We start from the raw sequence: 22,648 nt of genomic DNA, 5'->3' as shown, positions 1-22,648 counted from the left end.
CGACATACCGTCGCAGTATGAGCACCGTCACCCAGGGCGGCCCCTCGCTTCCGCAGGAGCGCCGGGTCGTCACCGAGATTCCCGGCCCGAAGTCCCGCGAGATGTTCGCCCGGAAGCAGGCCGCCGTTCCCCAGGGCATCGGCACCACACTGCCGGTCTTCGTGACGCACGCCGGCGGTGGTGTCGTCGTCGACGCCGACGGCAACTCGCTGATCGACTTCGGCTCCGGCATCGCGGTGACCAGCGTCGGCAACGCTGCCCCGCGCGTGGTCGAGCGGGTGCAGAAGCAGGTCGCGGACTTCACCCACACCTGCTTCATGGTCACGCCGTACGAGTCCTACGTCCAGGTCTGCGAGAAGCTCAACGAGCTCACGCCCGGTGACCACGAAAAGCGCACCTTCCTGCTCAACAGCGGAGCCGAGGCCGTGGAGAACGCGGTCAAGGTGGCCCGGCACGCCACGGGGCGCCAGGCGGTCGTCGTGTTCGACCACGGCTACCACGGCCGGACCCTGCTGACGATGTCGCTGACGGCCAAGAACATGCCGTACAAGCACAGGTTCGGCCCGTTCGCCCCCGAGGTCTACCGGGTGCCGCTGGCCTACCCCTTCCGCTGGCCCACCGGCCCGGAGAACTGCGCGGAGGAGGCGGCCGCCCAGGCCATCGACCAGATCACCAAGCAGATCGGCGCGGAGAACGTGGCCGCCGTGGTGATCGAGCCGATCGCCGGCGAGGGCGGCTTCATCGAGCCGGCCAGGGGCTTCCTGCCGAAGATCGTGGAGTTCTGCCGCGAGAACGGCATCGTCTTCATCGCCGACGAGGTCCAGACCGGCTTCTCCCGCACCGGTGACCTGTTCGCCTGCGAGGACGAGGGCATCGTCCCGGACATCATCGTCACCGCCAAGGGCATCGCGGGCGGCCTGCCGCTGGCGGCCGTCACCGGCCGCGCCGAGCTCCTCGACAAGGTTCACGTCGGCGGGCTGGGCGGCACCTACGGCGGCAACCCGATCGCCTGCGAGGCGGCGCTGGGCGTGCTGGAGACCATCGAGGCCGACGACCTGACCGGCAAGGCCCGCCGCATCGGCGAGGTCATGCTTCCCCGGCTGCGCGCCATCGCCGACAAGAACCCGGTGATCGGCGACGTGCGCGGCCGCGGCGCCATGATCGCCATCGAGCTGGTCGTCCCCGGCACCAAGGACCCGCACCCCACCGCGGCGGGCGAGATCGCCAAGAGGTGCCACGCCGAGGGCCTGCTCGTGCTGACCGCGGGCACCTACGGCAACGTCCTGCGCTTCCTGCCGCCGCTGGTCATGCCCGACCACCTGCTGGAAGAGGGCCTGGCGATCCTGGAGAAGATCATCAGCGAGGTCTGACGGTTTAGATCACCCCAAAAGGGGCACCCGGCTTGAGGCCGGGTGCCCCTTTTGCTGCTGTACGACCCCTAGGTAGGAAGTGATTTAACCACTGCTTGACACCCACCAAAGCGATCACGGGTCGCGACGGCGTTATAACGGTTCCGATATGACACTGCGCGATCAAGACGGGAGGCGCGATGAACTGGGGGCCGAACAGAACGGCGCAGAACATGCTGACATTCGATCCTGAGGGTCTGACCCGCACCCAGCGTGAGGGCGACGCCTGCGTGGCCTGCCACAAGAAATGGCCCCGCCCACGGATCAGGATCGGGCGCCTGCCCGACGACGGGGCCCTGTTCGCCTGCCCGGAGTGCGCGGACGCGCTGACCCAGGACCTCCAGGAGAACGTCTACCCCCTCCACCAGCGCGTGGCCTTCTCCTGAGCCCCGCTCCCGGGACCTCACGGGGAGGGTCCCGGACCGGACGGGGTGAGACGGCAGTGCCCTCCCCCGCCGGGGCGGAGAAGGGCACGGAGGGTTCCGGCGGCTACTTGGTGAAGCCGATGGAGGCCCAGCTCTTGTCGGAGTACCCGAAGGAGCCGTAGTTGGCCAGGTTCTTCTTGGTGGCGTAGATGTCGGGGCGCTGGTACATCGGGATCGTGTGGACCAGGTCCCAGATCAGCTTGTCGGCCTGGTTGCCCAGCTCGATCGCCTTGACCGGGTCCATCTCGCCCGCGGCCTGGTCGATCAGCTTGTCCAGCTCGGGGGTGCCGGTGCGCGGGAAGTTGCTGCCGAAGTTCTCGGCGCTGACGGGCGTCTTGTAGATCTGCGGCAGGGCGCCGTTCGGGAACGGCGTGCCCAGCCAGGAGAACGGCACGATGTCGAAGTTGCCGGGGATGATGAAGTCGTCGAAGAACTTGTCGACCGGGACCGGCTCGACGGTGACCTTGATGCCGATCTCCTTCAGCATCGCCTGGGTCAGCTCGCCCTCCTGCTTGGCGGTGGGCAGGGAGGAGGGGACGGTGAAGCGGATCGCGAACTCCTTGCCGTCCTTCTTGCGGTACTCGCCCTCCTGCTTCCAGCCGGCGGCGTCCAGGAGCTGCTTGGCCTTCTCCGGGTTGTACTTGCCCAGCTCACCGGAGTTGTCCACGTAACCCTTGTGGGTGTTCATGTACAGGTGGTTGTTGAGGGTCTGGATCGGCCAGTCCATGTCCTTGAGGTCGGACTGGGCGATCACCTCACGGTTGATGCCGAGCTGGACGGCCTGGCGGACCGACTTGTCCTTGAGGAACTCGCTGGAGCCGTTGACGGTGAAGTGGCGCCAGTTCGGGGCGGCCGCCTTGCGGATGTCGACGTCCGGCACCCCCTTGGCCCGCTTGAGGTCGGAGGCGCTCGCCGGGATCTCGACCGCGTCGATCTCGCCGTTGGCGAAGGCGTTCAGCTTGGCGGTGTCCTCGATGGTCCGGAAGATGACCTTGTCGAGCTTGGCCTTCTGCCCCCACCACTTGTCATCGCGGACGAGGGTGGCGGTCTTGGTGGTCTGGTCGACGGACTCGACCTTGAACGGGCCCGCGGTGATCGGGAGCTTGTCGATCCAGCCCTTGTTGAACGCCTCGGGCGTCTCGTTCGTCGAGGCGGGGTAGAGCGGCGAGAACATGCCCGGCCAGTCCGGGTAGTTCTTGGAGAAGGTCACCACCACGTCCTTGTCGGTGGCGCCCTTCTCCACCGACTCGACCCGGTCGTAGCCGTCGGTCGAGGAGACCTGGTACTTCTTGTTGGAGCCGTTCAGGGCCTTCCACTGGGCCTGGAAGTCCTTGTAGGTCATCGGCGTGCCGTCCGACCACGTGGCCTTTTCGTGGATCTTGTAGGTGACGACCTGCTTGTCCCCGGTGAGCTCCATCTTCCACTCGGTGACGTAGTCGGGGTTGTTGGTGACCTCGGCCTTGTCGTTGGCGATGGCGACGAGCGGGATGATCGGCTCGATCACGTCGTCGGTGCTGGCGTTGGTGCCGTTGACCTGGTTGTAGTTCCACTGGGTCTGCCACAGGCCGAGCGCGAGCTTCAGCGTGCCGCCGTCGGCCACCTGGTCGTAGGCGACGGGGTTGGTCGTGCTTCCGGGAATCGTGGCGGCCTGCTCCTTGGCGGCCTCGCTCGACGCGGCCTTGGGCTTGTCGGCGCCGCCACCGGCGCAGGCGGTGAGGGCCATGGCCAGGAGCGCGGCTCCGCCGATGGCCTTGTAGCCAACCTTCACGTGTTCCTCCAACAGGGGTCGTCAGTGACGCGAGGTCACGACGACCTCGGCCTCTTCGGGGTAGTGGCAGGCGGCGCCGTGATCGACGGCGGACGCGAGCCGTACAACAGAGGGCTCTTCCTCCTCGCACCTGCGTGCATCCTCGGCGCCCAGCAGGGCGCGCTTGGGACAGCGGGTGCGGAAGCGGCAGCCCGACGGGGGGTCGGCCGGGCTGGGCAGGTCGCCTTCGAGCAGGATCCGCTCGCGTGAGCGCTCCAGCTCGGGGTCGGGCAGCGGGATCGCCGACAGCAGCGCCCGCGTGTAGGGGTGGGCGGGCCTGCCGTACACCTCGTCGACCGTGCCGATCTCGGCGATCCTGCCGAGATACATGACGGCGATCCGGTCCGCGAGGTGCCGGACCACCGACAGGTCGTGCGCGACGAACAGATAGGACAGGCCGAGCCTGACCTTCAGGTCCTCCAGCAGGTTGATCACACCCGCCTGGATGGACACGTCGAGTGCCGACACCGGCTCGTCGAGCACGATCAGCCGGGGCTCCAGGGCCAGCGCGCGGGCGATGCCGATGCGCTGGCGCTGTCCGCCGGAGAAGTGCTGCGGGTAGCGCTGGGCGTGGCTGGGGTCCAGGCCCACCAGGCTGAGCAGCTCGGCGATCCTGCCCTTGACGTCCTTGTGACCGTGCGCGCGCAGCGGCTCGGCGAGGATGTCGCCGACCGGCATGCGCGGGTCGAGCGCGGCCATCGGGTCCTGGAAGACGATCTGCAGGTCCCGGCGGAGCGCCTTGCGCTCGGCCTTGGCCAGCGTGGCGCTGTCCTTGCCGAGCACGACGACCGTGCCGCTCTGCGGCGCCTCCAGCTGCATGATCTGCTGGAGGGTGGTGGTCTTGCCGCAGCCCGACTCGCCGACCAGGGCGAGCGTCTCGCCCTCGGCGACGTCGAAGCTGATGCCGTCCACCGCGTGCACGGTGCCGACCCGGCGCTTGAACACCGCGCCCTTCATGAGCGGGTAGTGCCGGATCATGTTCTCGACGCTGAGCACGGTGTCGCGCTCGGCGCGCGGCCGGGGCTCGGCCGTCTCGGCGGGCGCCTCGGGCACCGGGTAGATCGTGGCACCGTCGAGGCCCTTGAGCTCGATCTCGTGCGAGCGGATGCAGGCCGACATCCGGGTGCCGGGGCCGATCCGCTCCAGCTCGGGCTCCGCCTCGTCGCACGCGCTGACCCTCATCGGGCAGCGGGGCGCGAACGGGCAGCCCGGCGGCAGCGCGGCGGGCGAGGGCGGGTTGCCGTCGATCGGGATGAGCCGCGCGGTCGGGCGGTCCATGCGCGGGATCGAGGCGAGCAGGCCCATCGTGTACGGCTGGCGCGGACGGTAGTAGATCTCGTCCACGGTGCCGAGCTCGACCGGCTTGCCGGCGTACATGACCAGCACCCGGTCGGCGATGCCGGCGACGACCCCGAGGTCATGCGTGATCATCACGATGCCGGCGCCGGTCTCCCGCTGCGCGGTCTTGAGCACCTCCAGGACCTGGGCCTGGATGGTGACGTCGAGCGCGGTGGTCGGCTCGTCGCAGATCAGCACGTCGGGGTCGTTGGCGATGGCCATGGCGATCATGGCGCGCTGGCGCATGCCGCCGGAGAACTCGTGCGGGAACGCCTTGGCCCGCACGTCCGGGTGCGGGATGCCGACCAGGTCCAGCAGCTCGACCGCCCGCCTGGCCGCCTTGTCCTTGCCGATCTTCTGGTGGATCCGCACGGCCTCGGCGATCTGGTCGCCGATGGTGTAGACGGGGGTGAAGGCCGACAGCGGGTCCTGGAAGATCATCCCGATGGTCTTGCCGCGGAGCCGGACGAGCTCGTCCTCCGGCATGTCGAGCAGTTCCCGGCCGTGCAGCCGGACCGAGCCGCTGACCTCGGCGCCGGCCGGGAGCAGGCCCATCACCGCCAGCGAGGTCACCGACTTGCCGGAGCCGGACTCGCCGACGATGCCGAGGACCTCGCCCCGGCTGAGCTGGTAGCTCACGCCCCGGACGGCCTTGATGCCGCCGCGGAAGGTGACGTTGAGGTCGTTCACCTCAAGGATGGGCATGTTCCCCTCGCCTGATGGCCCGTCGAACCCGCCGCGCGCACCGTGTCCGCGGGTCGTCTCGCTTCGCTCGTTCACTGGTTGCTCCCCGGGTCGAGCGCGTCACGCAGGCCGTCGCCGACGAGGTTGACGCTGAGGACGAGGAGCACGAGCAGCCCGGCCGGGAACAGGAACAGCCAGGGGTAGCCGGTGACCTGCCCGCTACCCGCCGCGATCAGCGTGCCGAGCGAGACGTCGGGCGGCTGGACGCCGAAGCCGAAGAACGACAGGGACGCCTCGCCGATGATCGCCGCGCTGACGTTGAGCGTGGCGTCGATGATCAGCAGGGAGGAGAGGTTCGGCACGACGTGGCGGAGGATGATCCTCCAGCCGGGGATGCCCATGTAACGGGCGGCCAGGATGTACTCCCGCTCCCGCAGGGAGAGCGTCATGCTCCGCACCACCCGGGAGGTGATCATCCAGGAGAAGGCCGCCAGCAGGACCACGAACCAGAGCCACGAGCCGCCCTTGAGGTTCGGCGAGAGGATGGCGATGATCAGGAAGCTGGGCAGCACGAGCAGCAGGTCCGCGCCCCACATCAGGGCCCTGTCCACCCACCCGCCGAAGTAGCCGGCGGCGGCGCCGACCAGGGCGGCGACGCCGGTGGAGAAGAGGGCGACGAGGAAGCCGATGATGATCGACTTCTGCATGCCGCGCAGGGTGACCGCGTAGACGTCCTGGCCGATCTGGGTGGTGCCCCACCAGTGCTCGGCCGAGGGCGGCTCCAGGAAGGCCAGGAAGTCCTTGTCGGTCCAGTCGTGGGCGCCGGCGAAGGGGCCGACGTAGGCGAGCAGCAGGAGCAGCAGGAGGGCGAAGAGGCCGTAGCGGGCCTGCGCGTTGCGCGCCAGGCGGGCGAGGACGACTTTCGAGCGCATCTAGCTCACCCGGACCCGGGGGTCGAGGGCGGCCACGGCGAGGTCCGACAGCAGGCCCGCGACCAGCACGCAGACGGCGGCGAACAGGCTCACCGCGGCGACCGCGTTGGTGTCGTTCTGCTGGATCGAGTCCACCAGCCAGGCCCCCATTCCGTGCCAGCCGAAGATCTTCTCGGTGAAGATCGCACCGGTCAGCAGCGTGCCGAAGGCGAAGGCGAAGTAGGTCGCGGCCGGGATCAGCGCGGTCCGCAGCGCGTGCTTGAACAGCGCCTTCCTGCGGCTGAGGCCCTTGGCCCTGGCGGTGCGGACGAAGTCCTGGCCCAGCACGTCCAGCATCATGTTGCGCTGGATCCGGCTGTAGAAGGCGATCTGCCCGAGGCAGAGCGAGATCGTCGGCAGGATCAGGTGATTGAGCCGACTGGTGAACTGCTCCCAGCCGCTCAGCCCGGGGGTGTACTCGCCGGTGTACTCCAGCAGCGTGAAGCCCAGGGCGCCGTTGAGCCCGACCGCCGCGATGGTGAGCATCGTCGCGATCACGAAGACCGGGATCGCCATGATGACGAAGGAGGTCACGCCGATCACCCGGTCGCTGATCGTGTACTGCCTGACCGCGGCGTAGGCCCCGACGGCCACCCCGATGCCCGAGCCGACGATCGTGCCGATGAGCAGCAGTCGCAGGCTGACGCCGATGCGCCGGCCCATCTCGCCGTTGACCTCCTTGCCCTCCCAGGTCCTGCCGAGATCGCCTTGGACGACTCCGGAGACCCAGGTGACGTACCGCTCGAAGACCGGCGTCTTGTCGTTGAGGTTGTAGTCGTCCAGCAACCCGTCGACGACCGCCTCCGCCACCGGCGGCTGGCGGCCTTCGTACTTGGCCCTGGGGTTGAGGCTGGTCGCGGCGAGAAAGTAGGCCATGCTCGCGGCGATCGCCACGAGCAGGACATTGCTGATCAGCCGCTTCAGCAGGTAGGAGCCCATCGTCCTCCCCTCGTCTGTCGCCCGGGAGCGCGAGGGGCGGCCGCGGCCATCCACGTGAGCGGATGTCGCTTATCCCCGTTAGCGCACGTTTAATCCCGCTTTGACTTTTTTAGTCTGGGATGAGCGAAACGATACCTGTCGGAGGAGGTCAGGCCGACCGCATGGCATAACGATCGGGAGTCATGGTGTCCGGATCCTGTAACAATGCCGGGACATAAGCCATACAGACCACCGAAACCACGTGAGAGACGTCACATGACCTGGCCCGACACGCCCCGGGGCGACGGCCAGATGATCATGGCCGCCGCCCCGGGGAGGGTGGCGCCGGCCGCGACGGCGGCCGTCGCGGGTGGCGTACGGACTCGGGGACCGGACGCCGAAGGTGAGGCTCGGGCTGAGCCGGGCGGGCAAGGGCCAGGCGGGGGCAGGAGCCAGGCGTGCAAGGGGCCAGGCGGGGGCAGGAGCCAGGCGGGCTGCAGGAGCCGGGTCAGGCGGGCTGCAGGACCTGGCCGGCCTGGTCGCGCATTCCCCACGGCGAGCCGTAGGCGTTGAGCAGATCCAGGAACGGCACCGCGTCGAACGCCTCGGGCCCCAGCACCCCGGTGCCCGACCAGCCGCCGGTGGCCAGCAGTTCCAGGGCGACCACCGGGTGCACGGCGGTCTGCCAGACCACCGCCTGGCAACCGTACTCCCGCATCGACCACTCGTTGTCGACCACGTGGTAGAGGTAGACCTCGCGCGGCTCGCCGTCCTTGCCGACGCCCTTCACCCAGGTGCCGGCGCAGGTCTTGCCGCGCATCCGGTCGCCGAGCGTGGCCGGATCGGGCAAGCTGGCCGCGACGACGTCACGGGGAGAGGTCTCGACACCGCCGACCCGGATCTTGCCCGCGTTGTCCAGGCCGAGCTTGTGCAGGGTCTTGAGGACGTCGATGAACTCCTCGCCGAGGCCGTACTTGAACGTCACCCGCTTGGTGTCGATCCAGCGCGGCACGAGCAGCACCTCCTCGTGCTCGACGTTCACGCACTCGACCGGGCCGATCCCCTCGGGGAAGTCGAAGACCTCCGGCTCGCTGAACGGCTCGGTGGTGTGCCAGCCGCCGTTCTCCCAGATCACCGGCGGGTTGAGGCACTCCTCGATGGTCGTCCAGATCGAGAAGGTCGGCGCGAAGTCGTAGCCCTCGACCACCAGGTTCGACCCGTCGCGGATGCCGATCTCCTCGATGCTCCCGAAGAGGTGCTCGGCCGCGTAGCGCGCGAACACGTCGGCGAGGCCGGGCTCCACCCCCATGCCGACCAGCGCCAGCGTGCCCCTGTCGCGCCAGGCGTCGCCGAGCGCGAACTGCTCGTCGCCCAGCTTCACGCCGGTCAGCTCGTACGGCCTGCGGGGGTGGGGCCGCGACAGTGACATCGCCATGTCGAGGTAGTGCGCCCCGGCGTTGAGCGCCGCCCGGAAAAGGGACATGGTGAAACGGGGATCCACGGCGTTGAAGAGGACGTCACAGCGGTGCTCGGCCAGGGCGGCCTCGACCGCCGCCTGGTCGGAGGCGTCCAGCCCGATGGCACTGAAGCGCGGATCACCGATCTTGGCCACGGCGTCGGCGGCGCGGCTCTGTTTGGAGTCCGCCACCACGATGTGTTCGAAGAAATCTCGGCGCGCGGCGATCGGAACCACAGCGGAGCCGACCCCGCCGGCCCCTACAAGAAGAATTCTCATGACAGGAGCCTACTCGCTGACTGGTCAACCAGTCGATAGCGAGGACATGATTTCACCACTGAATCCATTGCTGATGTTGAAGATCACGACGGAAATCGCGGCGAATCGGAGGGCTGGCAGACATGCCTACAGAAAAGGCGGGGCGCTCCGGGGTCGGGGGATCACCCGGAGCGCCCCTGGCGGGTCACGCCCGGCGGGGGAATGGGCGTGCCGCGGCTCACGTCAAGCTCGGACCACGGAACCCCCGCTCACTTCACAAGGTTCTTCCAGCGTTGCGTCCAGTCGGTGTAGTCAGTGCATTCCCCGCCCCGGCCGCCGCAATCCCTTGTCGGGCGGGTGGCGAAGAAGACACGCCGGACCCAGGCGTCGTCACGGACGCGGTAGACCTCGCACATACGCCGGGCACGTCCCGTGCACGCCTCGGGGTTGGCCGGGGCGAGCCCCGTCCAGGCGGCGGCCGAGCGCTGTGCCTCCGCCGAGCTGGTCCAGTTCAGCCACTTGTAGGCGCAGTTCGGGCTGGCGGGCTTGGCCGCGAGCATCCACGAGTCGACCCACCCGGTCATCGGCGCCCCGTCCAGCGCCTTCATCGGCCGGCCCGCGCGCTGGAAGAGATCCCGGTGGTACGGCAGGGCCTGGGCGAGCCGCACCGAGCCCGCCGCGAGGGCCCGGATCACATCGATGGAGTCCTTCCAGTAGACCCGGTCGGGACCGTCCCGCTCGGCGAGCAGCTTCACGGCCGCGTCGAGCTGGGCGGCGGTGAGCTGGAACGGGTCCTTGACCTCCGGCCCGGGGCCGGTCCGCGCGAGGGCCAGCGCGGCGTCGGCGATGCTCAGCGGGCTGTCCCTGATCGCCACGGGGGAGGTCGTGTAGAGCGCCTCCGGTCCCTGTGGCCTGCCCAGCTCGTAGATGACCTGGTTGACCCCCCAGAGATACGGGATGCCGTAGACCTTGCCCTCCCGCCGTAGGGCGGGCAGCTCGCGCAGCCGCTTGGGGATGTGCTTGTAGGCCTCGATCAGGGCGGTCTCGACCGGCGCGACCCTGCGCTCCGCGATCAGCAGTCCGGCCAGGTCCGGCGGGGGCGAGATGACGTCGTAGGAGTTGCCGAGGAGCTTGGCGGCCATCTCCTCGCCCGTCCTGACCCGGTCGAGCTTCACGACGCGGCACCCCGTGTCCTCCTCGAAGGAGGAGACCCAGTTGGCCCTGGCGCTGGTCCCGCCGTACTCGACGTGGCCCTGGAACGTGAGCACCTGGAGCGTTCCCTCGCCCTTGCCGATGGACGCCGAGGGCTTCGGGCTGGGGCTCGCGCCGGAGCCGGGGCCCCGGGTGGGCGCCGCGGCGGCGGTGGGGGCCGTGCCTGCCGCACCCACCGGCCGGGCGGTGTCCGGGACCGGCGGACGCCCCACCGGCGGGGCGTCGGCGAGCGCCCGCGCCGGCGGACTCCCCGCCGACTGGGCGGCACTCACGGCCCCCACCGGCGGGGCGGTGCTCGCGATCCCCGCCGGGACGGCGACGGCGAGCGCCAGCCCGCTCGCCCCCACCAGCACCCCGAGACGCGTACGGCGGCCCCTGTCCCTGGTCACGAAGTCCTCCCACGATGCCGGTGCCGACCTGACCGGGAGCCTACCGGCCCGCTCCCCGGCCGGCAGCTCGCATGGATCTTTCCTGCCCGCGGTACGGCCATGGTGACCTGCGACGAAACGGCGGAGCCCGGCGAGAGAGGTCGCTCGCCGGGCTCCGCCGCGCGGAGACTACTTGTTGGTCGGGAACCCCAGGTTGACGCCGCCGTGGCTCGGGTCGAGCCAGCGCGACGTGACGACCTTGCCGCGGGTGTAGAAGTGCACGCCCTCGGTCCCGTGGACGTGGGTGTCGCCGAACAGCGAGGCCTTCCAGCCGCCGAAGCTGTAGAAGGCCATCGGCACCGGGATCGGCACGTTGATGCCGATCATGCCGACCTCCACCTCGTTCTGGAAGCGCCGGGCGGCGCCGCCGTCGTTGGTGAAGACCGCGGTGCCGTTGCCGAACTCGCCGCCGTTGATCAGCTCCACCCCCTCCTCGTAGGAGGACACCCGCACGATCGTCAGGACCGGGCCGAAGATCTCCTCCCGGTGGACCCGGGATTCGGCCGGGACGTGGTCGAGGACCGTGGGGCCGAGCCAGAAGCCCGGGGTCTCGGCCGCCGCGGCGCCGCCGAGGATCGGGGTCTGGCGGCCGTCCACGACGAGCTTGGCGCCCTCGGCGACGCCCAGGTCGAGGTAGGAGGCGACCTTGTCGCGGTGGACCTCGGTGACCAGGGGACCCATCTGGGAGGCGGGGTCGTCGCCGGGACCGACGGTCAGCTCGGAGACGCGGGAGACGATCTTGTCGACCAGCTCGTCGCCGACCGGGTCCACCGCCAGCACGACGGAGATCGCCATGCAGCGCTCCCCCGCCGAGCCGAAGCCCGCCGACACCGCGGCGTCGGCGACGAGGTCGAGGTCGGCGTCGGGGAGCACGAGCATGTGGTTCTTGGCGCCGCCCAGCGCCTGGACCCGCTTGCCGTGGGAGGTGCCGGTCTCGTAGACGTACTTGGCGATGGGCGTGGACCCGACGAAGGAGACGGCGCGCACGTCCGGGTGCTCCAGCAGCCGGTCCACCGCCACCTTGTCGCCCTGGACGACGTTGAAGACGCCGTCCGGCAGCCCGGCCTCCTTCCAGAGCGAGGCCATCAGCAGCGAGGCCGACGGGTCCTTCTCCGACGGCTTCAGGATGAAGGCGTTGCCCGCGGCGATCGCGATCGGGAACATCCACATCGGCACCATGGCCGGGAAGTTGAACGGGGTGATGCCGGCGACGACGCCCAGCGGCTGGCGGATCGAGTAGGAGTCGACCCGGGTGGAGACGCCCTCGGAGAAGCCCCCCTTGAGCAGGTGCGGGATGCCGCAGGCGAACTCCACGACCTCCAGGCCGCGGGCCACCTCGCCCAGCGCGTCGGAGTGGACCTTGCCGTGCTCGGCGGAGATGAGCCGGGCGAGCTCGTCACGGTTGGCGTACATCAGCTCGCGGAAGCGGAACAGCACCTGCGCCCGCTTGACCAGCGAGGCGTCCCGCCAGGCCGGGAAGGCCGCCACGGCGGCGGCCACGGCCGCGTCGACCTCGGCCACCGATGCCAGCTGGACCTGCCCGCTGACCTCGCCCGTCGCCGGATCGAAGATCTCGGATGTGCGACCGGTCCCCTCGGCGGGAGCTCCGTTGATCCAGTGGGTGACGTTCTTCACGACGGGACCACCTCGGCGTTGATGACTTCGAGTGCGTTGACGATGATCCCGAGGCCCTCGGCGGCCTCGTCCGGCGTCAGGGTGAGCGGCGGGGCCATGCGGAGCACGTTGCCGTACAGGCCGCCCTTGCCCGCGAGCAGACCGGCCTTCTTGGTCTCCTCCATGAACCGGGCCGCGAGTGCCGGGGAGGGCTCGCCGGTCGCCGGGTCGACGAGCTCGACGGCGAACATCAGGCCCTTCCCGCGGACGTCGCCGACGATCGGCAGGCGCGGCGCGGCCTCGCGGAGCCCGTCGATGATCAGGGCACCGGTCCGGGCGGCGTTCGCCTGCAGGTCGTGGTCGAGGACGTAGTCCAGCGTCGCGTTGGCGGCGGCCATCGAGATCGGGTTGCCGCCGAAGGTCGCGAGACCGACCGCGTGCAGGTTGTCCATCAGGTCGCCGCGGGCCACGACGCCGCCGACCGCGAAGCCGTTGCCCAGCCCCTTGGCGAAGGTCATCATGTCCGGCGTGACGCCGTGGTTCTGGATGCCGAAGAAGGCCGAGCCGGTACGGCCCCAGCCGGTCTGCACCTCGTCGGAGACGAACAGGATGCCCTGCTCGTCCAGGACCTCCTTGTAGGCGGCGAACAGCCCGTCGGGGGCCATGGTGAACCCGCCGACACCCTGGATCGGCTCGGCGATGAGCGCGGCCACGTCGTCGGAGACGGACGTGGAGAGCACGTGGCGCAGGTCGTCGACGCACGCCTTGATGTAGTCGGCGTCCGACAGCCCGCGGAACTGCGTGAGGTGCCGGTCGGCGCCGTGCAGGAAGTGCACGTTCAGCGGCGACAGCGAGTTGTTCTTCCATGCGCGGTTGCTGGTCACGCTGACCGCGCCGAAGGAGCGGCCGTGGTAGCTCTGCCGCATGGCGAGCACCTGGTCGGACTTGCGCGCGTAGGTCGCCAGCAGCAGCGCGGTCTCGTTGGCCTCGGTGCCGGAGTTGGTGAAGAAGACCTTCGCGTCCTTGATACCGGACAGCTTGGCGATCTTCTCGGCGAGCTCGACCTGGCCTCGGAGCAGGTAGACCGTGGAGGTGTGGACGACCCCGGTGGCGAGCTGGCGCTCGACGGCCTCGCGCACCTCGGGCACGTCGTACCCGATCATGTTGGTCAGGATGCCCGCGAAGAAGTCCAGATAGCTCTTCCCCGACGCGTCGACGACCCGGTTGCCCTTGCCGCCGACGATCTCGATGGGCTCGTTGTAATAGAGGGCCAGCCAGTTGGGCATTACCGCCCGGTGGCGTGCGAGAAGGTCCGACATGTATCGAGTATCGCCGCTCGGGACGACCACTCCTACCGTCAACGTGTCGGGAGATAGTCGCCCAAGCCGTCACACTGTAATCTTCGGATCCGTACGGCGCGGCCGACGGCGCATGGGACGCCCTCCGGCCTTCCCGGATCCGCGCGGCGCGGCCGGCGGGGCCGCCCCTCCCGGGCCGGAGGGTCCTGTACGGCTTGCGCCCTGCGACGGGCGGCGCAAGCCGTACAGGACATCGGGCGGAGCACCCCCCAGGTTCCCCACCCGGGCTTCGGGGTCGAGCGGCTCACGGATTCATCGTCACCCAAATTTCCCACTAAAGCAATCTGAAATGCATGAATTTTTGCGAGCCTTTCCATCGGACGTTCCCCGCCCCGTAGGGGGGAGGTGACGTACACCCCGAGCCCGGCCCGGGCGCCCACGCCGCCGAGTACGGTCACTGCGCGCCGGTGGCCGACCGACTTCCGCCGGATCGGCCACCGGCGAGCGGACGCGCAGGCCCGACGGCCCGGCGGACCTCTCAGCTCCCCGTCTCCACCAGGCCCGGCTCCGCGGCCGGGGCCGCCGGGGCCGGGCGCAGCACCATGAACGCCAGCACGGCGGCCGCGAGGGTGAAGCCGACGCCCACCCAGGAGCCGAACGACATGGCCGAGACGAACGCGTCCCGGGCGGTCCGGATCAGCCCCGGATCGCCGAGCAGGATCGCGCCGCCGATCGAGTCCCGCGCGACGGCCGGGGCCCCGGCGGGCATCGAGGAGGTGTAGACCCCCGCCAGCACGCTGCCGAGCACGGCCACGCTGAGCGCCATCCCCACCTGCTGGACGGTGTCGTTGAGCGCCGATCCCACGCCAGCGTGCTCGGACGGCACCGCGCCCATCAGGGTCGCGTAGGCCGCCGGGCCCGCCAGACCGCCGCCGACGCCCATGAGCATCAGACCCGTGATCATCAGGCCGTACCCGGTGTCGGCGGTCATGAAGGCGAGCACGCCGAAGCCGAGTGCCATCACGCCCAGCCCCAGCGCGACCAGCGTGCGGTTGCTGACCTTCTGCCCGAGGGCCGCGCCGACGCCGTTGAAGAGCGCGGCGGCCACGGCGTACGGCAGCAGTGCGAAACCGGCCTGCATGGGACCGTAGCCCAGCACGAACTGCAGATACTGGGTGAGCATCAGCAGCAGCGCGCCGGTGCCGAACGACATCAGCACGATCGAGAACGACGAGCCGCTGAAGTTGCGGTCGCGGAACAGTTCGAGCGGCAGCATCGGCTGCTCGGCCCGCCGCTCCCAGAGCACGAACCCGCCCAGCGCCAGCACGGCCAGCGCGGCGGCCACCAGCACCGGGGAGGAGGTCCAGCCCTTACCGGGCGCCGAGATGACCACGAAGACCAGGGCGCTCATGCCGACGGTGGACAGCAGCACGCCGACCGGGTCGAGCTTGCGGGCCGGGCCGCGCGTCTCGGGCATCAGCAGCACGGCCGCGACGATGGCGACGACGGCGATCGGCACGTTGAGCAGGAAGATCGAGCCCCACCAGTAGTGCTCCAGCAGGAAACCGCCCAGCGTGGGGCCGGCGATCACACCGACCGCGGCCACCGCGCTCCAGGCGGCGATGGCCTTGCGGCGCTCGCTGTCGTCGAAGACGGTGATCAGGATCGACAGGGTGCTCGGCATCAGGATCGAGCCGCCGACGCCCATCAGCGCGCGTGCGGCGACGAGCTGCCAGGGCTCGGTGACCAGCAGCGCGATCAGCGAGGCCCCGCCGAAGAGGACGAGGCCGATGATCAGGAAACGCTTGCGTCCGTAGCGGTCGGACAGGCTGCCCGAGGTGAGCAGCAGACCGGCGAAGACCAGGATGTAGGCGTCGATGATCCACTGGATGTCGGAGGGGCTGGCGCCCAGGTCCGTCATCAAGGCCGGGATGGCCAGGTTCAGCACGGTGTTGTCCACCACGAGGACCAGCAGGCTCAGGCAGAGCACTCCCAGGATCCACCAACGCCGGGGGTCGGGCTCGGCCCGTACAGTGTTCGATTCCACTCGCACAGCGTACGACAGACTCGAACAGTGTGCGAATGGATTTATGCTTATGGAGTGAAACAGCACTTCAGCTCGGTCTGGACCCGCGAGAGCCGCCCCGCCAAGAGCACGGCGCTCAGCCGTGACCAGATCGTGCGCGCGGCCATGGAGCTGCTCGACACCGAAGGCCTCGACGCGCTGAGCATGCGCCGTCTGGGCGCCAGGCTCGGTTCCGGTGCGACCAGCATCTACTGGCACGTGGCCAACAAGGACGAGCTGCTCGAACTGGTCATGGACGAGGTCTTCGGCAAGGTCGCCCTGCCCGACCCCAGCGTGGTCGGCTGGCGGGACGCGGTCTCGATGTTCGCCCACGGCCTGCGCGCGGCGCTCTTCGAACACCCCTGGTCGGTCGCGCTGATCGGCACCAGACCGTCCCTGGGCCCCAACGCGATGGAGATATCGAGCCGGCTGCTGAGGACGTTCTCGCTGGCGGGGTTCGAGGGCATGGCACTGGACTACGCCTCGTCCGCGCTGATGTCCTACGTGCTGGGCGTGACCACACCCGAGATCGCCTGGCGCGCCGCCATGGCCGGCGCCGAGCTGAGCGACGAAGGGCTGATGGCCGGAATGAAGTCCGCGGTGGACAAGGCCGCCGCCGACCATCCCGAGCTGGCGGCACGCTACGCGGAGTACGCCGGCGAGGACCCGGGCACCAGCCGCGAGCTCAACTTCGACTTCGGCCTGACCTGCATCCTCGACGGCCTGCAGGAACGCCTGAGGCAGGCTTCCATGGAGCCCAGGGCCACGAGGCCCGGACCGGCGACCCCCCACGAGGCCAGAAGCTCCGAAGCCTGAAACAGCGGCCTCTCACGGACGGCCCCCTACGGGGACGCCGACACGGCCGTGGTCTCCTCCCCCGCCGGGTCCCCCGGCGAGGCATCGCCACGGACGGGAGTCGCCAGGATGCCCCAGACCGCGCCGGCCAGCACGACCGCACCGCCCGCGAGCTGCGGCCACGACAGGGTCCCGCCCAGCAGCAGCCACGCGGCGAGCACCGCCACGACGGGCTCCAGCATGCTGAGGATCGACGCGCGGACCGGGCCGAGCGTCGTCGCCCCGACGAAGAACAGCGCGATCGCGAGCACGGTCGACACGATCGCCACAGCCGCCGCCCAGCCCCAGCCCGCCGGCGCGAAGCCGAGGTCCAGCCCGCCGAGCGCCAGCCCGAGGAGCGCGAACGACCCCGTGGCGAACATCGTCAGATAGGCCGTGGTGACCGCGGGAGACAGCGAGGCGGACACCCTGCTGCCCAGGACGATGTAGAAGGCGTAGGCCACGGCGGCCCCGACCGCCGCGAGCACGCCGGGAAGGTCGAGGCCCGCGTCGAGCCGGCCCACCACCAGCGTCAGCCCGGCCAGCGACACCAGGATCGGCCCGACGACGCTCCAGCTCATGCGCGTCCGCTCCACCACCGCCGACAGGACCGAGACCAGCCCCGGATACAGGTACAGCAGCAGCACCGCGAGGGCCGGCGCGATGCGCTGGACCGCCGTGAAGTACAGCAGCGACTGGGCCGCGTACATGCCGCCGCCCAGCAGCGCGAGGGTCGCCCACTGCCGCCCCGTCAGCCGACCGAGCCTGCCACGCAGCCCCAGCCAGCCCAGGAACACCGCAGCCGCGATCGCGAACCGTAGCAGCAGGAGCGTCGTCACCGACATCCCCGTGCCGTACGCGTAGAACGCGAAGACGGGCATGAGCCCGAACGCCGCCGCCGAGACCAGCGTCGCCACGACACCGCGTCGCATCACCACCGCCACCTCCGATGGTCATTGTGACCCACGGGCCCGGGGTGTCCTTCCCCGCACCCGGCGGGACGGATGCCCGGGGCCGCCCGGCAGGACGGATGCCCAGGGCCGCCCGGCGAGACTGATGCTCGGGACCGCCCGGCGAGACGGATGCCCAGGGCCGCTCGGCGGGACGCCGGGACCGCCGCCGGGCGCCCGTTCACGCGCGGCGGGGCCCGTTCACAGCCCCATCCACTGCTGGATGCGGGAGAGCAGCTCCTGCGCGTCGACCGGCTTGGTGACGTAGTCACTGGCCCCCGCGGCCAGGGTCTTGTCACGGTCGCCCTGCATCGCCTTGGCGGTCACCGCGATGATCGGCAGGTCGGCGAAGCGCGGCATCTTGCGGATGGCGGCGGTGGCGGCGTAGCCGTCCATCTCCGGCATCATGATGTCCATCAGGACCAGGTCGACGTCCTCGTTGCGCGACAGCACCTCGATGCCCTTGCGGCCGTTCTCCGCGTAGAGCACCTGCATGCCGTGGAGTTCGAGGATGTTGGTCAGCGCGAACACGTTGCGGACGTCGTCGTCGACGACCAGGACCTTGCGGTTCACCAGCATGGTGTCGGCCTCGTTCAGCGCCTGCGGCCGTTCGTCGGGACTGGGCTGGACCAGCGGCAGCACGTGGCCGGGCTCCTGGGCCGACAGGTGCAGGGTGATGCGTTCGCGCAGCTCGTCGAGGCTGGGCAGGAGCTCCAGGGGCTGGGTGTTGGAGCGGCCCTTGAGCAGGTTCTCCTGGGGCCGGGTGAGCGTACGGGTGTGATGGGCGAGGACGGGGAGCTCGCGCAGGACCGGATAGTCGTCGAGCCCCCGGAGGAACTCCGCCGCCCCGTCGTGCCCCATGCCCAGATCGAGCACGACGCAGTGGTAGTCGTCCCTGTTCAGGCTCTCCAGGGCGGTAACCGGATCGTTGGCGGTGGAGACCCAGACCGGCCCGTGCGTCCCGGTCAGGTCGGCGACGACGCTCTCGGCGAGCTGGGAGAGCAGCCCGTTGGGCCGCGACTCCACGACGAGCAGGCGACGGCCCTCCCCGCCTGCCCGCTCGGGCGCCGTACCCGGCCGCGCTGAGGCCTGCGCGGAGGGCCTGACGGCCGCGGATCCGCCGGCCGCCGTGGCCACGGCGCTCGGGGTGATGTCCGCGATCGGCAGGCAGAGGCTGAAGGTGCTGCCCTCGCCCAGGGCGCTGACCGCCCGGATCTCACCATTGAACAGCGCGGCTATCTCGCGGCTGATGGACAGGCCCAGCCCGGTGCCGCCGTACTTGCGGCTGGTGGTGCCGTCGGCCTGCTGGAAGGCGTCGAAGATCTGGGAGAGGTTCTCCTCGGCGATGCCGATGCCGGTGTCCACGACGTGGAAGGCAAGGGTCTCCTGCCCGGGGACCCCCAGCAGCTCCATCCTCCCGGCCCGCTCGATGCGGAGCTGGACCGAACCCGTCTCGGTGAACTTCACCGCGTTGGACAGCAGGTTCCGCAGCACCTGGCGTAGCCGCTGCTCGTCCATGAGCAGTTCGCCGGGGACGTCGGAGGCCACGGTGACGTCGAAGCGCAGGCCCTTCTCCGTGGTCAGCGGGCGGAAGGTCGCCTCGACGTAGTCGAGGAGCTGCCGTAGCGGCAGGGACTCAAGGCTGATGTTCATCTTGCCCGCCTCGATCTTGGACAGATCGAGGATGTCGTTGATCAGCTGGAGCAGGTCGGTGCCGGCCGAGTGGATGACGTTGGCGTACTCCACCTGCTTGGCGGTGAGGTTGCGGGCCGGGTTCTGGGCCAGCAGCTGGGCGAGGATCAGCAGCGAGTTGAGCGGGGTGCGCAGCTCGTGGCTCATGTTGGCCAGGAACTCGCTCTTGTACTTGGAGGCCAGCGCGAGCTGCTTGGCCCGGTCCTCCAGCTCCTGCCTCGCCTGCTCGATCTCGCTGTTCTTCGTCTCGATGTCGCGGTTCTGCCGGGCCAGCAGCTCCGCCTTCTCCTCAAGCTCGGCGTTGGAGCGCTGCAGCTCCTCCTGGCCGACCTGCAGCTCGATCGCGAGCCGCTGCGACTCCGTGAGGAGGGAGTCGGTCCGGGCGTTGGCGACGATCGTGTTGACGTTGACGCCGATGGTCTCCACCAGCTGCTCCAGGAAGGCCCGGTGCACCTGGGTGAAGCGGTTGAGGCTGGCCAGCTCGATCACGCCGAGCACCTGGTCCTCGACGATGATCGGCAGCACGATGAGATTGACCGGACCGGCCGCCCCCAGGCTGGAGGAGATGGTGAGGTATCCGGCGGCGATGTCCTCGACCAGGATGGGGCGCTTGGCCAGCGCGGCCTGTCCCACGAGCGAGTCGCCGAACCCGTAGCAGCGGCCGGTCTCCCGGTGACCGTAACCGCCCACCACCCGCAGCTCCGCGCCCTCCGAGATCTCCTCCGCGAGCAGGAATGTCCCGTACTGGGCCGAGACCAGCGGGGCCAGCTCGTTCATCACCAGCTCGGCCACGATGGCGAGGTCGCGGTGCCCCTGCATCAGGCCGGAGATGCGGGCCAGGTTGGACTTGAGCCAGTCCTGCTCCTGGTTGGCCAGGGTGGTCTCACGCAGGGACTGCACCATGGAGTTGATGTTGTCCTTGAGCTCGGCCACCTCGCCGGAGGCGTCGACCGTGATCGACCGGGTGAGGTCGCCCGAGGTCACCGCGCTGGTCACCTCGGCGATCGCACGGACCTGGCGCGTCAGGTTGCCGGCCAGCTCGTTGACGTTCTCCGTCAGCCGCTTCCAGGTCCCGGAGACCCCCTCGACCTCGGCCTGGCCGCCGAGCCGCCCCTCACTGCCCACTTCGCGGGCGACCCGGGTGACCTCGGCGGCGAAGGACGACAGCTGGTCCACCATCGTGTTGATGGTGGTCTTCAGCTCCAGGATCTCGCCCCGGGCGTCCACGTCGATCTTCTTGGTCAGGTCGCCCTGGGCGACCGCGGTGGTGACCTGGGCGATGTTGCGGACCTGGTTGGTCAGGTTGTTGGCCATCGAGTTGACGTTGTCGGTGAGGTCCTTCCACGTGCCGGCCACGTTGGGCACGCGGGCCTGACCGCCCAGCTCGCCCTCGGTGCCCACTTCCCGGGCGACCCGGGTGACCTCGTCGGCGAACGCGCTCAGCGTGTCGACCATGGTGTTGATGGTCTGCGCGAGCGCGGCGACCTCACCCTTGGCCTCGACAGTGATCTTCTGCGACAGGTCGCCCTTGGCCACCGCCGTGGTGACCTGCGCGATGGAGCGCACCTGGCTGGTCAGGTTGTTGGCCATCGAGTTGACGTTGTCGGTGAGGTCCTTCCACGTGCCGGACACCCCGCGGACGGTGGCCTGGCCGCCGAGGTTGCCCTCGGTGCCGACCTCCCGGGCGACCCGGGTGACCTCGTCGGCGAAGGCCGAGAGCTGGTCGACCATCGTGTTGATGGTCTCCTTCAGCTCCATGATCTCCCCGCGCGCGTCCACCCGGATCTTCTGCGACAGGTCGCCCTTGGCCACCGCCGTGGTGACCTGCGCGATGCTGCGGACCTGGGCCGTGAGGTTGTCGGCCATCACGTTCACCGACTCGGTGAGCGCCTTCCAGGTGCCGGAGACGCCCTTGACGTCGGCCTGGCCGCCCAGCCGGCCGTCGGTGCCCACCTCGCGGGCCACTCTCGTGACCTCGTCGGCGAAGGACGACAGCTGGTCCACCATCGTGTTGAGGGTGTTCTTCAGCTCCAGGATCTCACCCCGGGCCGAGACGGTGATCTTCTGCGACAGGTCGCCGCGGGCGACCGCCGTGGCCACCTGCGAGATGTTCCGCACCTGGTCGGTGAGGTTGCCCGCCATGTAGTTCACCGAGTCGGTGAGGTCGCGCCAGGTGCCGGAGACGCCCTTGACGTCGGCCTGGCCGCCGAGCCGGCCGTCGGTGCCCACCTCGCGGGCGACCCGGGTGACCTCGTCGGCGAAGGACGACAGCTGGTCGACCATCGTGTTGATGGTGTTCTTCAGCTCCAGGATCTCACCCCGGGCGTCCACGGTGATCTTCTGCGACAGGTCGCCCTTGGCCACCGCGGTGGTGACCTGCGCGATGGAGCGGACCTGGTCGGTGAGGTTGCCCGCCATGAAGTTCACCGAGTCGGTGAGGTCGCGCCAGGTGCCGGCGACCCCGGTCACCTCGGCCTGGCCGCCCAGCCGGCCCTCGGTGCCCACCTCGCGGGCCACTCTCGTGACCTCGTCGGCGAAGGACGACAGCTGGTCCACCATCGTGTTGAGGGTGTTCTTCAGCTCCAGGATCTCGCCCCGGACGTCCACGGTGATCTTCTGCGACAGGTCGCCGGTCGCCACCGCGGTCGCGACCTGCGCGATGTCGCGGACCTGGTCGGTGAGGTTGCCCGCCATGGCGTTGACCGAGTCCGTCAGGTCCTTCCACGTGCCGGAGACGCCGGGCACGTCCGCCTGACCGCCCAGCTGCCCCTCGGTGCCCACCTCGCGGGCCACGCGCGTCACCTCGGAGGTGAACAGGGAGAGCTGGTCCACCATGCCGTTGAACACGGTGGCGATCTCCTTGAGCAGCCCGTCGCCGTCGTCGGGCAGGCGCGTGCCGAAGTCGCCGTCACGCACGGCCGTGAGTCCGGCCAGAAGCTGACGGAGATCCAGTTCTTTCACACCGGATGCGGTCGCCGCGGAACCACGTCCTGCAGTGCCAGAAGTCTCAGTCATGTTCACCCGCGCCTCTCGGCCATGAAAAGGTCAAGTAATCCTAAGACAACCGAGGCAGGACATGACCTGCATCTATGCGGGAGAGTTCGGCGCGAGGCGGGAACGGGCCCGCCGGCGGCCGGCGCGAGGCGCACACGGGAGCGGACGGGCGGCCGGGCCCGGAAGCGCCGCGACACCCCGGCGGAGTTCGGAGCGAGGCGCGCGCGTGGGAGCGGCGGAGTCCGCGCCGCAGTACCCCGGCGGAGGTCAGATCGAGGCACACAGAAGCGGACGG

14 protein-coding genes are annotated in these 22,648 nt (G+C 69.8%); 3 read left to right on the top strand and 11 right to left on the bottom strand.

All coding sequences use genetic code 11. The features are described 5' to 3' along the window. Positions 1-17 precede the first annotated feature (17 nt). Positions 18-1,370 carry a 4-aminobutyrate--2-oxoglutarate transaminase gene (gene gabT / locus SROS_RS09455; RefSeq protein ID WP_012888689.1) on the top strand — a complete coding sequence of 451 codons (1,353 nt, stop codon included), beginning with the start codon at positions 18-20 and terminating at the stop codon, positions 1,368-1,370. A gap of 212 nt (positions 1,371-1,582) precedes the next feature. Then, entirely contained in the window at positions 1,583-1,795 is a 213-nt protein-coding gene (locus SROS_RS09450) for a hypothetical protein (protein ID WP_174435249.1), read from the top strand. 103 nt (positions 1,796-1,898) lie between these two features. On the opposite strand, the gene SROS_RS09445 is transcribed toward SROS_RS09450, so the two are convergent. The 9 genes from SROS_RS09445 to SROS_RS09405 all read right to left on the bottom strand — a co-directional run bounded on the left by SROS_RS09445 (position 1,899) and on the right by SROS_RS09405 (position 15,865). Beyond that, positions 1,899-3,602, bottom strand: coding sequence for an ABC transporter family substrate-binding protein (locus SROS_RS09445; RefSeq protein WP_012888687.1), 1,704 nt, complete (start codon positions 3,600-3,602; stop codon positions 1,899-1,901). A gap of 21 nt (positions 3,603-3,623) precedes the next feature. Then, positions 3,624-5,684: an ABC transporter ATP-binding protein gene (locus SROS_RS09440; RefSeq protein ID WP_012888686.1), complete on the bottom strand. Its 2,061-nt coding sequence runs from the start codon at positions 5,682-5,684 to the stop codon at positions 3,624-3,626. Between the two features lie 71 nt (positions 5,685-5,755). Then, positions 5,756-6,595: an ABC transporter permease gene (locus tag SROS_RS09435; protein WP_012888685.1), complete on the bottom strand. Its 840-nt coding sequence runs from the start codon at positions 6,593-6,595 to the stop codon at positions 5,756-5,758. After that, positions 6,596-7,573, bottom strand: coding sequence for an ABC transporter permease (locus SROS_RS09430; RefSeq protein WP_012888684.1), 978 nt, complete (start codon positions 7,571-7,573; stop codon positions 6,596-6,598). Between the two features lie 487 nt (positions 7,574-8,060). Next, positions 8,061-9,287 (bottom strand): saccharopine dehydrogenase family protein, encoded by a 1,227-nt coding sequence (locus tag SROS_RS09425; protein ID WP_012888683.1) that lies wholly within the window; start codon positions 9,285-9,287, stop codon positions 8,061-8,063. A gap of 248 nt (positions 9,288-9,535) precedes the next feature. After that, complete coding sequence (locus SROS_RS09420) at positions 9,536-10,867, bottom strand: type 2 periplasmic-binding domain-containing protein (RefSeq protein WP_012888682.1); 1,332 nt, start codon at positions 10,865-10,867, stop codon at positions 9,536-9,538. Positions 10,868-11,035: 168 nt separating this feature from the next. Next, on the bottom strand, positions 11,036-12,541 hold the full coding sequence (locus SROS_RS09415) for a CoA-acylating methylmalonate-semialdehyde dehydrogenase (RefSeq protein WP_012888681.1): 1,506 nt from the start codon (positions 12,539-12,541) through the stop codon (positions 11,036-11,038). After that, positions 12,538-13,839 carry an aspartate aminotransferase family protein gene (locus tag SROS_RS09410; RefSeq protein ID WP_012888680.1) on the bottom strand — a complete coding sequence of 434 codons (1,302 nt, stop codon included), beginning with the start codon at positions 13,837-13,839 and terminating at the stop codon, positions 12,538-12,540. Before SROS_RS09410 ends, SROS_RS09415 begins: the two co-directional genes overlap by 4 nt. Before the next feature lie 517 nt (positions 13,840-14,356). Beyond that, on the bottom strand, positions 14,357-15,865 hold the full coding sequence (locus SROS_RS09405) for an MFS transporter (RefSeq protein ID WP_012888679.1): 1,509 nt from the start codon (positions 15,863-15,865) through the stop codon (positions 14,357-14,359). A 54-nt stretch (positions 15,866-15,919) separates the two neighbouring features. On the opposite strand from SROS_RS09405, the gene SROS_RS09400 reads away from it, so the two are divergent. Continuing rightward, positions 15,920-16,699 (top strand): TetR/AcrR family transcriptional regulator C-terminal domain-containing protein, encoded by a 780-nt coding sequence (locus tag SROS_RS09400; RefSeq protein WP_148269003.1) that lies wholly within the window; start codon positions 15,920-15,922, stop codon positions 16,697-16,699. Positions 16,700-16,725: 26 nt separating this feature from the next. Here the strand turns inward: SROS_RS09400 and SROS_RS09395 are convergent, their stop codons facing one another. Continuing rightward, complete coding sequence (locus SROS_RS09395) at positions 16,726-17,649, bottom strand: DMT family transporter (RefSeq protein ID WP_012888677.1); 924 nt, start codon at positions 17,647-17,649, stop codon at positions 16,726-16,728. Between the two features lie 219 nt (positions 17,650-17,868). Further along, complete coding sequence (locus SROS_RS09390; RefSeq protein ID WP_043655126.1) at positions 17,869-22,374, bottom strand: hybrid sensor histidine kinase/response regulator; 4,506 nt, start codon at positions 22,372-22,374, stop codon at positions 17,869-17,871. Positions 22,375-22,648: the final 274 nt, after the last annotated feature.

Source organism: Streptosporangium roseum DSM 43021, assembly GCF_000024865.1.
Classification (GTDB): domain Bacteria; phylum Actinomycetota; class Actinomycetes; order Streptosporangiales; family Streptosporangiaceae; genus Streptosporangium; species Streptosporangium roseum.
This window is presented reverse-complemented; position numbering and strand designations above follow the sequence as displayed.

What these genes read in the sequence shown, in the direction of transcription:
- SROS_RS09410 (WP_012888680.1), bottom strand. Translation starts at nt 13,839, where the DNA reads ATGTCGGACCTTCTCGCACGCCACCGGGCGGTAATGCCCAACTGGCTG.
- SROS_RS09430 (WP_012888684.1), bottom strand. Translation starts at nt 7,573, where the DNA reads ATGGGCTCCTACCTGCTGAAGCGGCTGATCAGCAATGTCCTGCTCGTG.
- SROS_RS09435 (WP_012888685.1), bottom strand. Translation starts at nt 6,595, where the DNA reads ATGCGCTCGAAAGTCGTCCTCGCCCGCCTGGCGCGCAACGCGCAGGCC.
- SROS_RS09425 (WP_012888683.1), bottom strand. Translation starts at nt 9,287, where the DNA reads ATGAGAATTCTTCTTGTAGGGGCCGGCGGGGTCGGCTCCGCTGTGGTT.
- SROS_RS09450 (WP_174435249.1), top strand. Translation starts at nt 1,583, where the DNA reads ATGCTGACATTCGATCCTGAGGGTCTGACCCGCACCCAGCGTGAGGGC.
- SROS_RS09440 (WP_012888686.1), bottom strand. Translation starts at nt 5,684, where the DNA reads ATGCCCATCCTTGAGGTGAACGACCTCAACGTCACCTTCCGCGGCGGC.
- gabT (WP_012888689.1), top strand. Translation starts at nt 18, where the DNA reads ATGAGCACCGTCACCCAGGGCGGCCCCTCGCTTCCGCAGGAGCGCCGG.
- SROS_RS09395 (WP_012888677.1), bottom strand. Translation starts at nt 17,649, where the DNA reads ATGCGACGCGGTGTCGTGGCGACGCTGGTCTCGGCGGCGGCGTTCGGG.
- SROS_RS09390 (WP_043655126.1), bottom strand. Translation starts at nt 22,374, where the DNA reads ATGACTGAGACTTCTGGCACTGCAGGACGTGGTTCCGCGGCGACCGCA.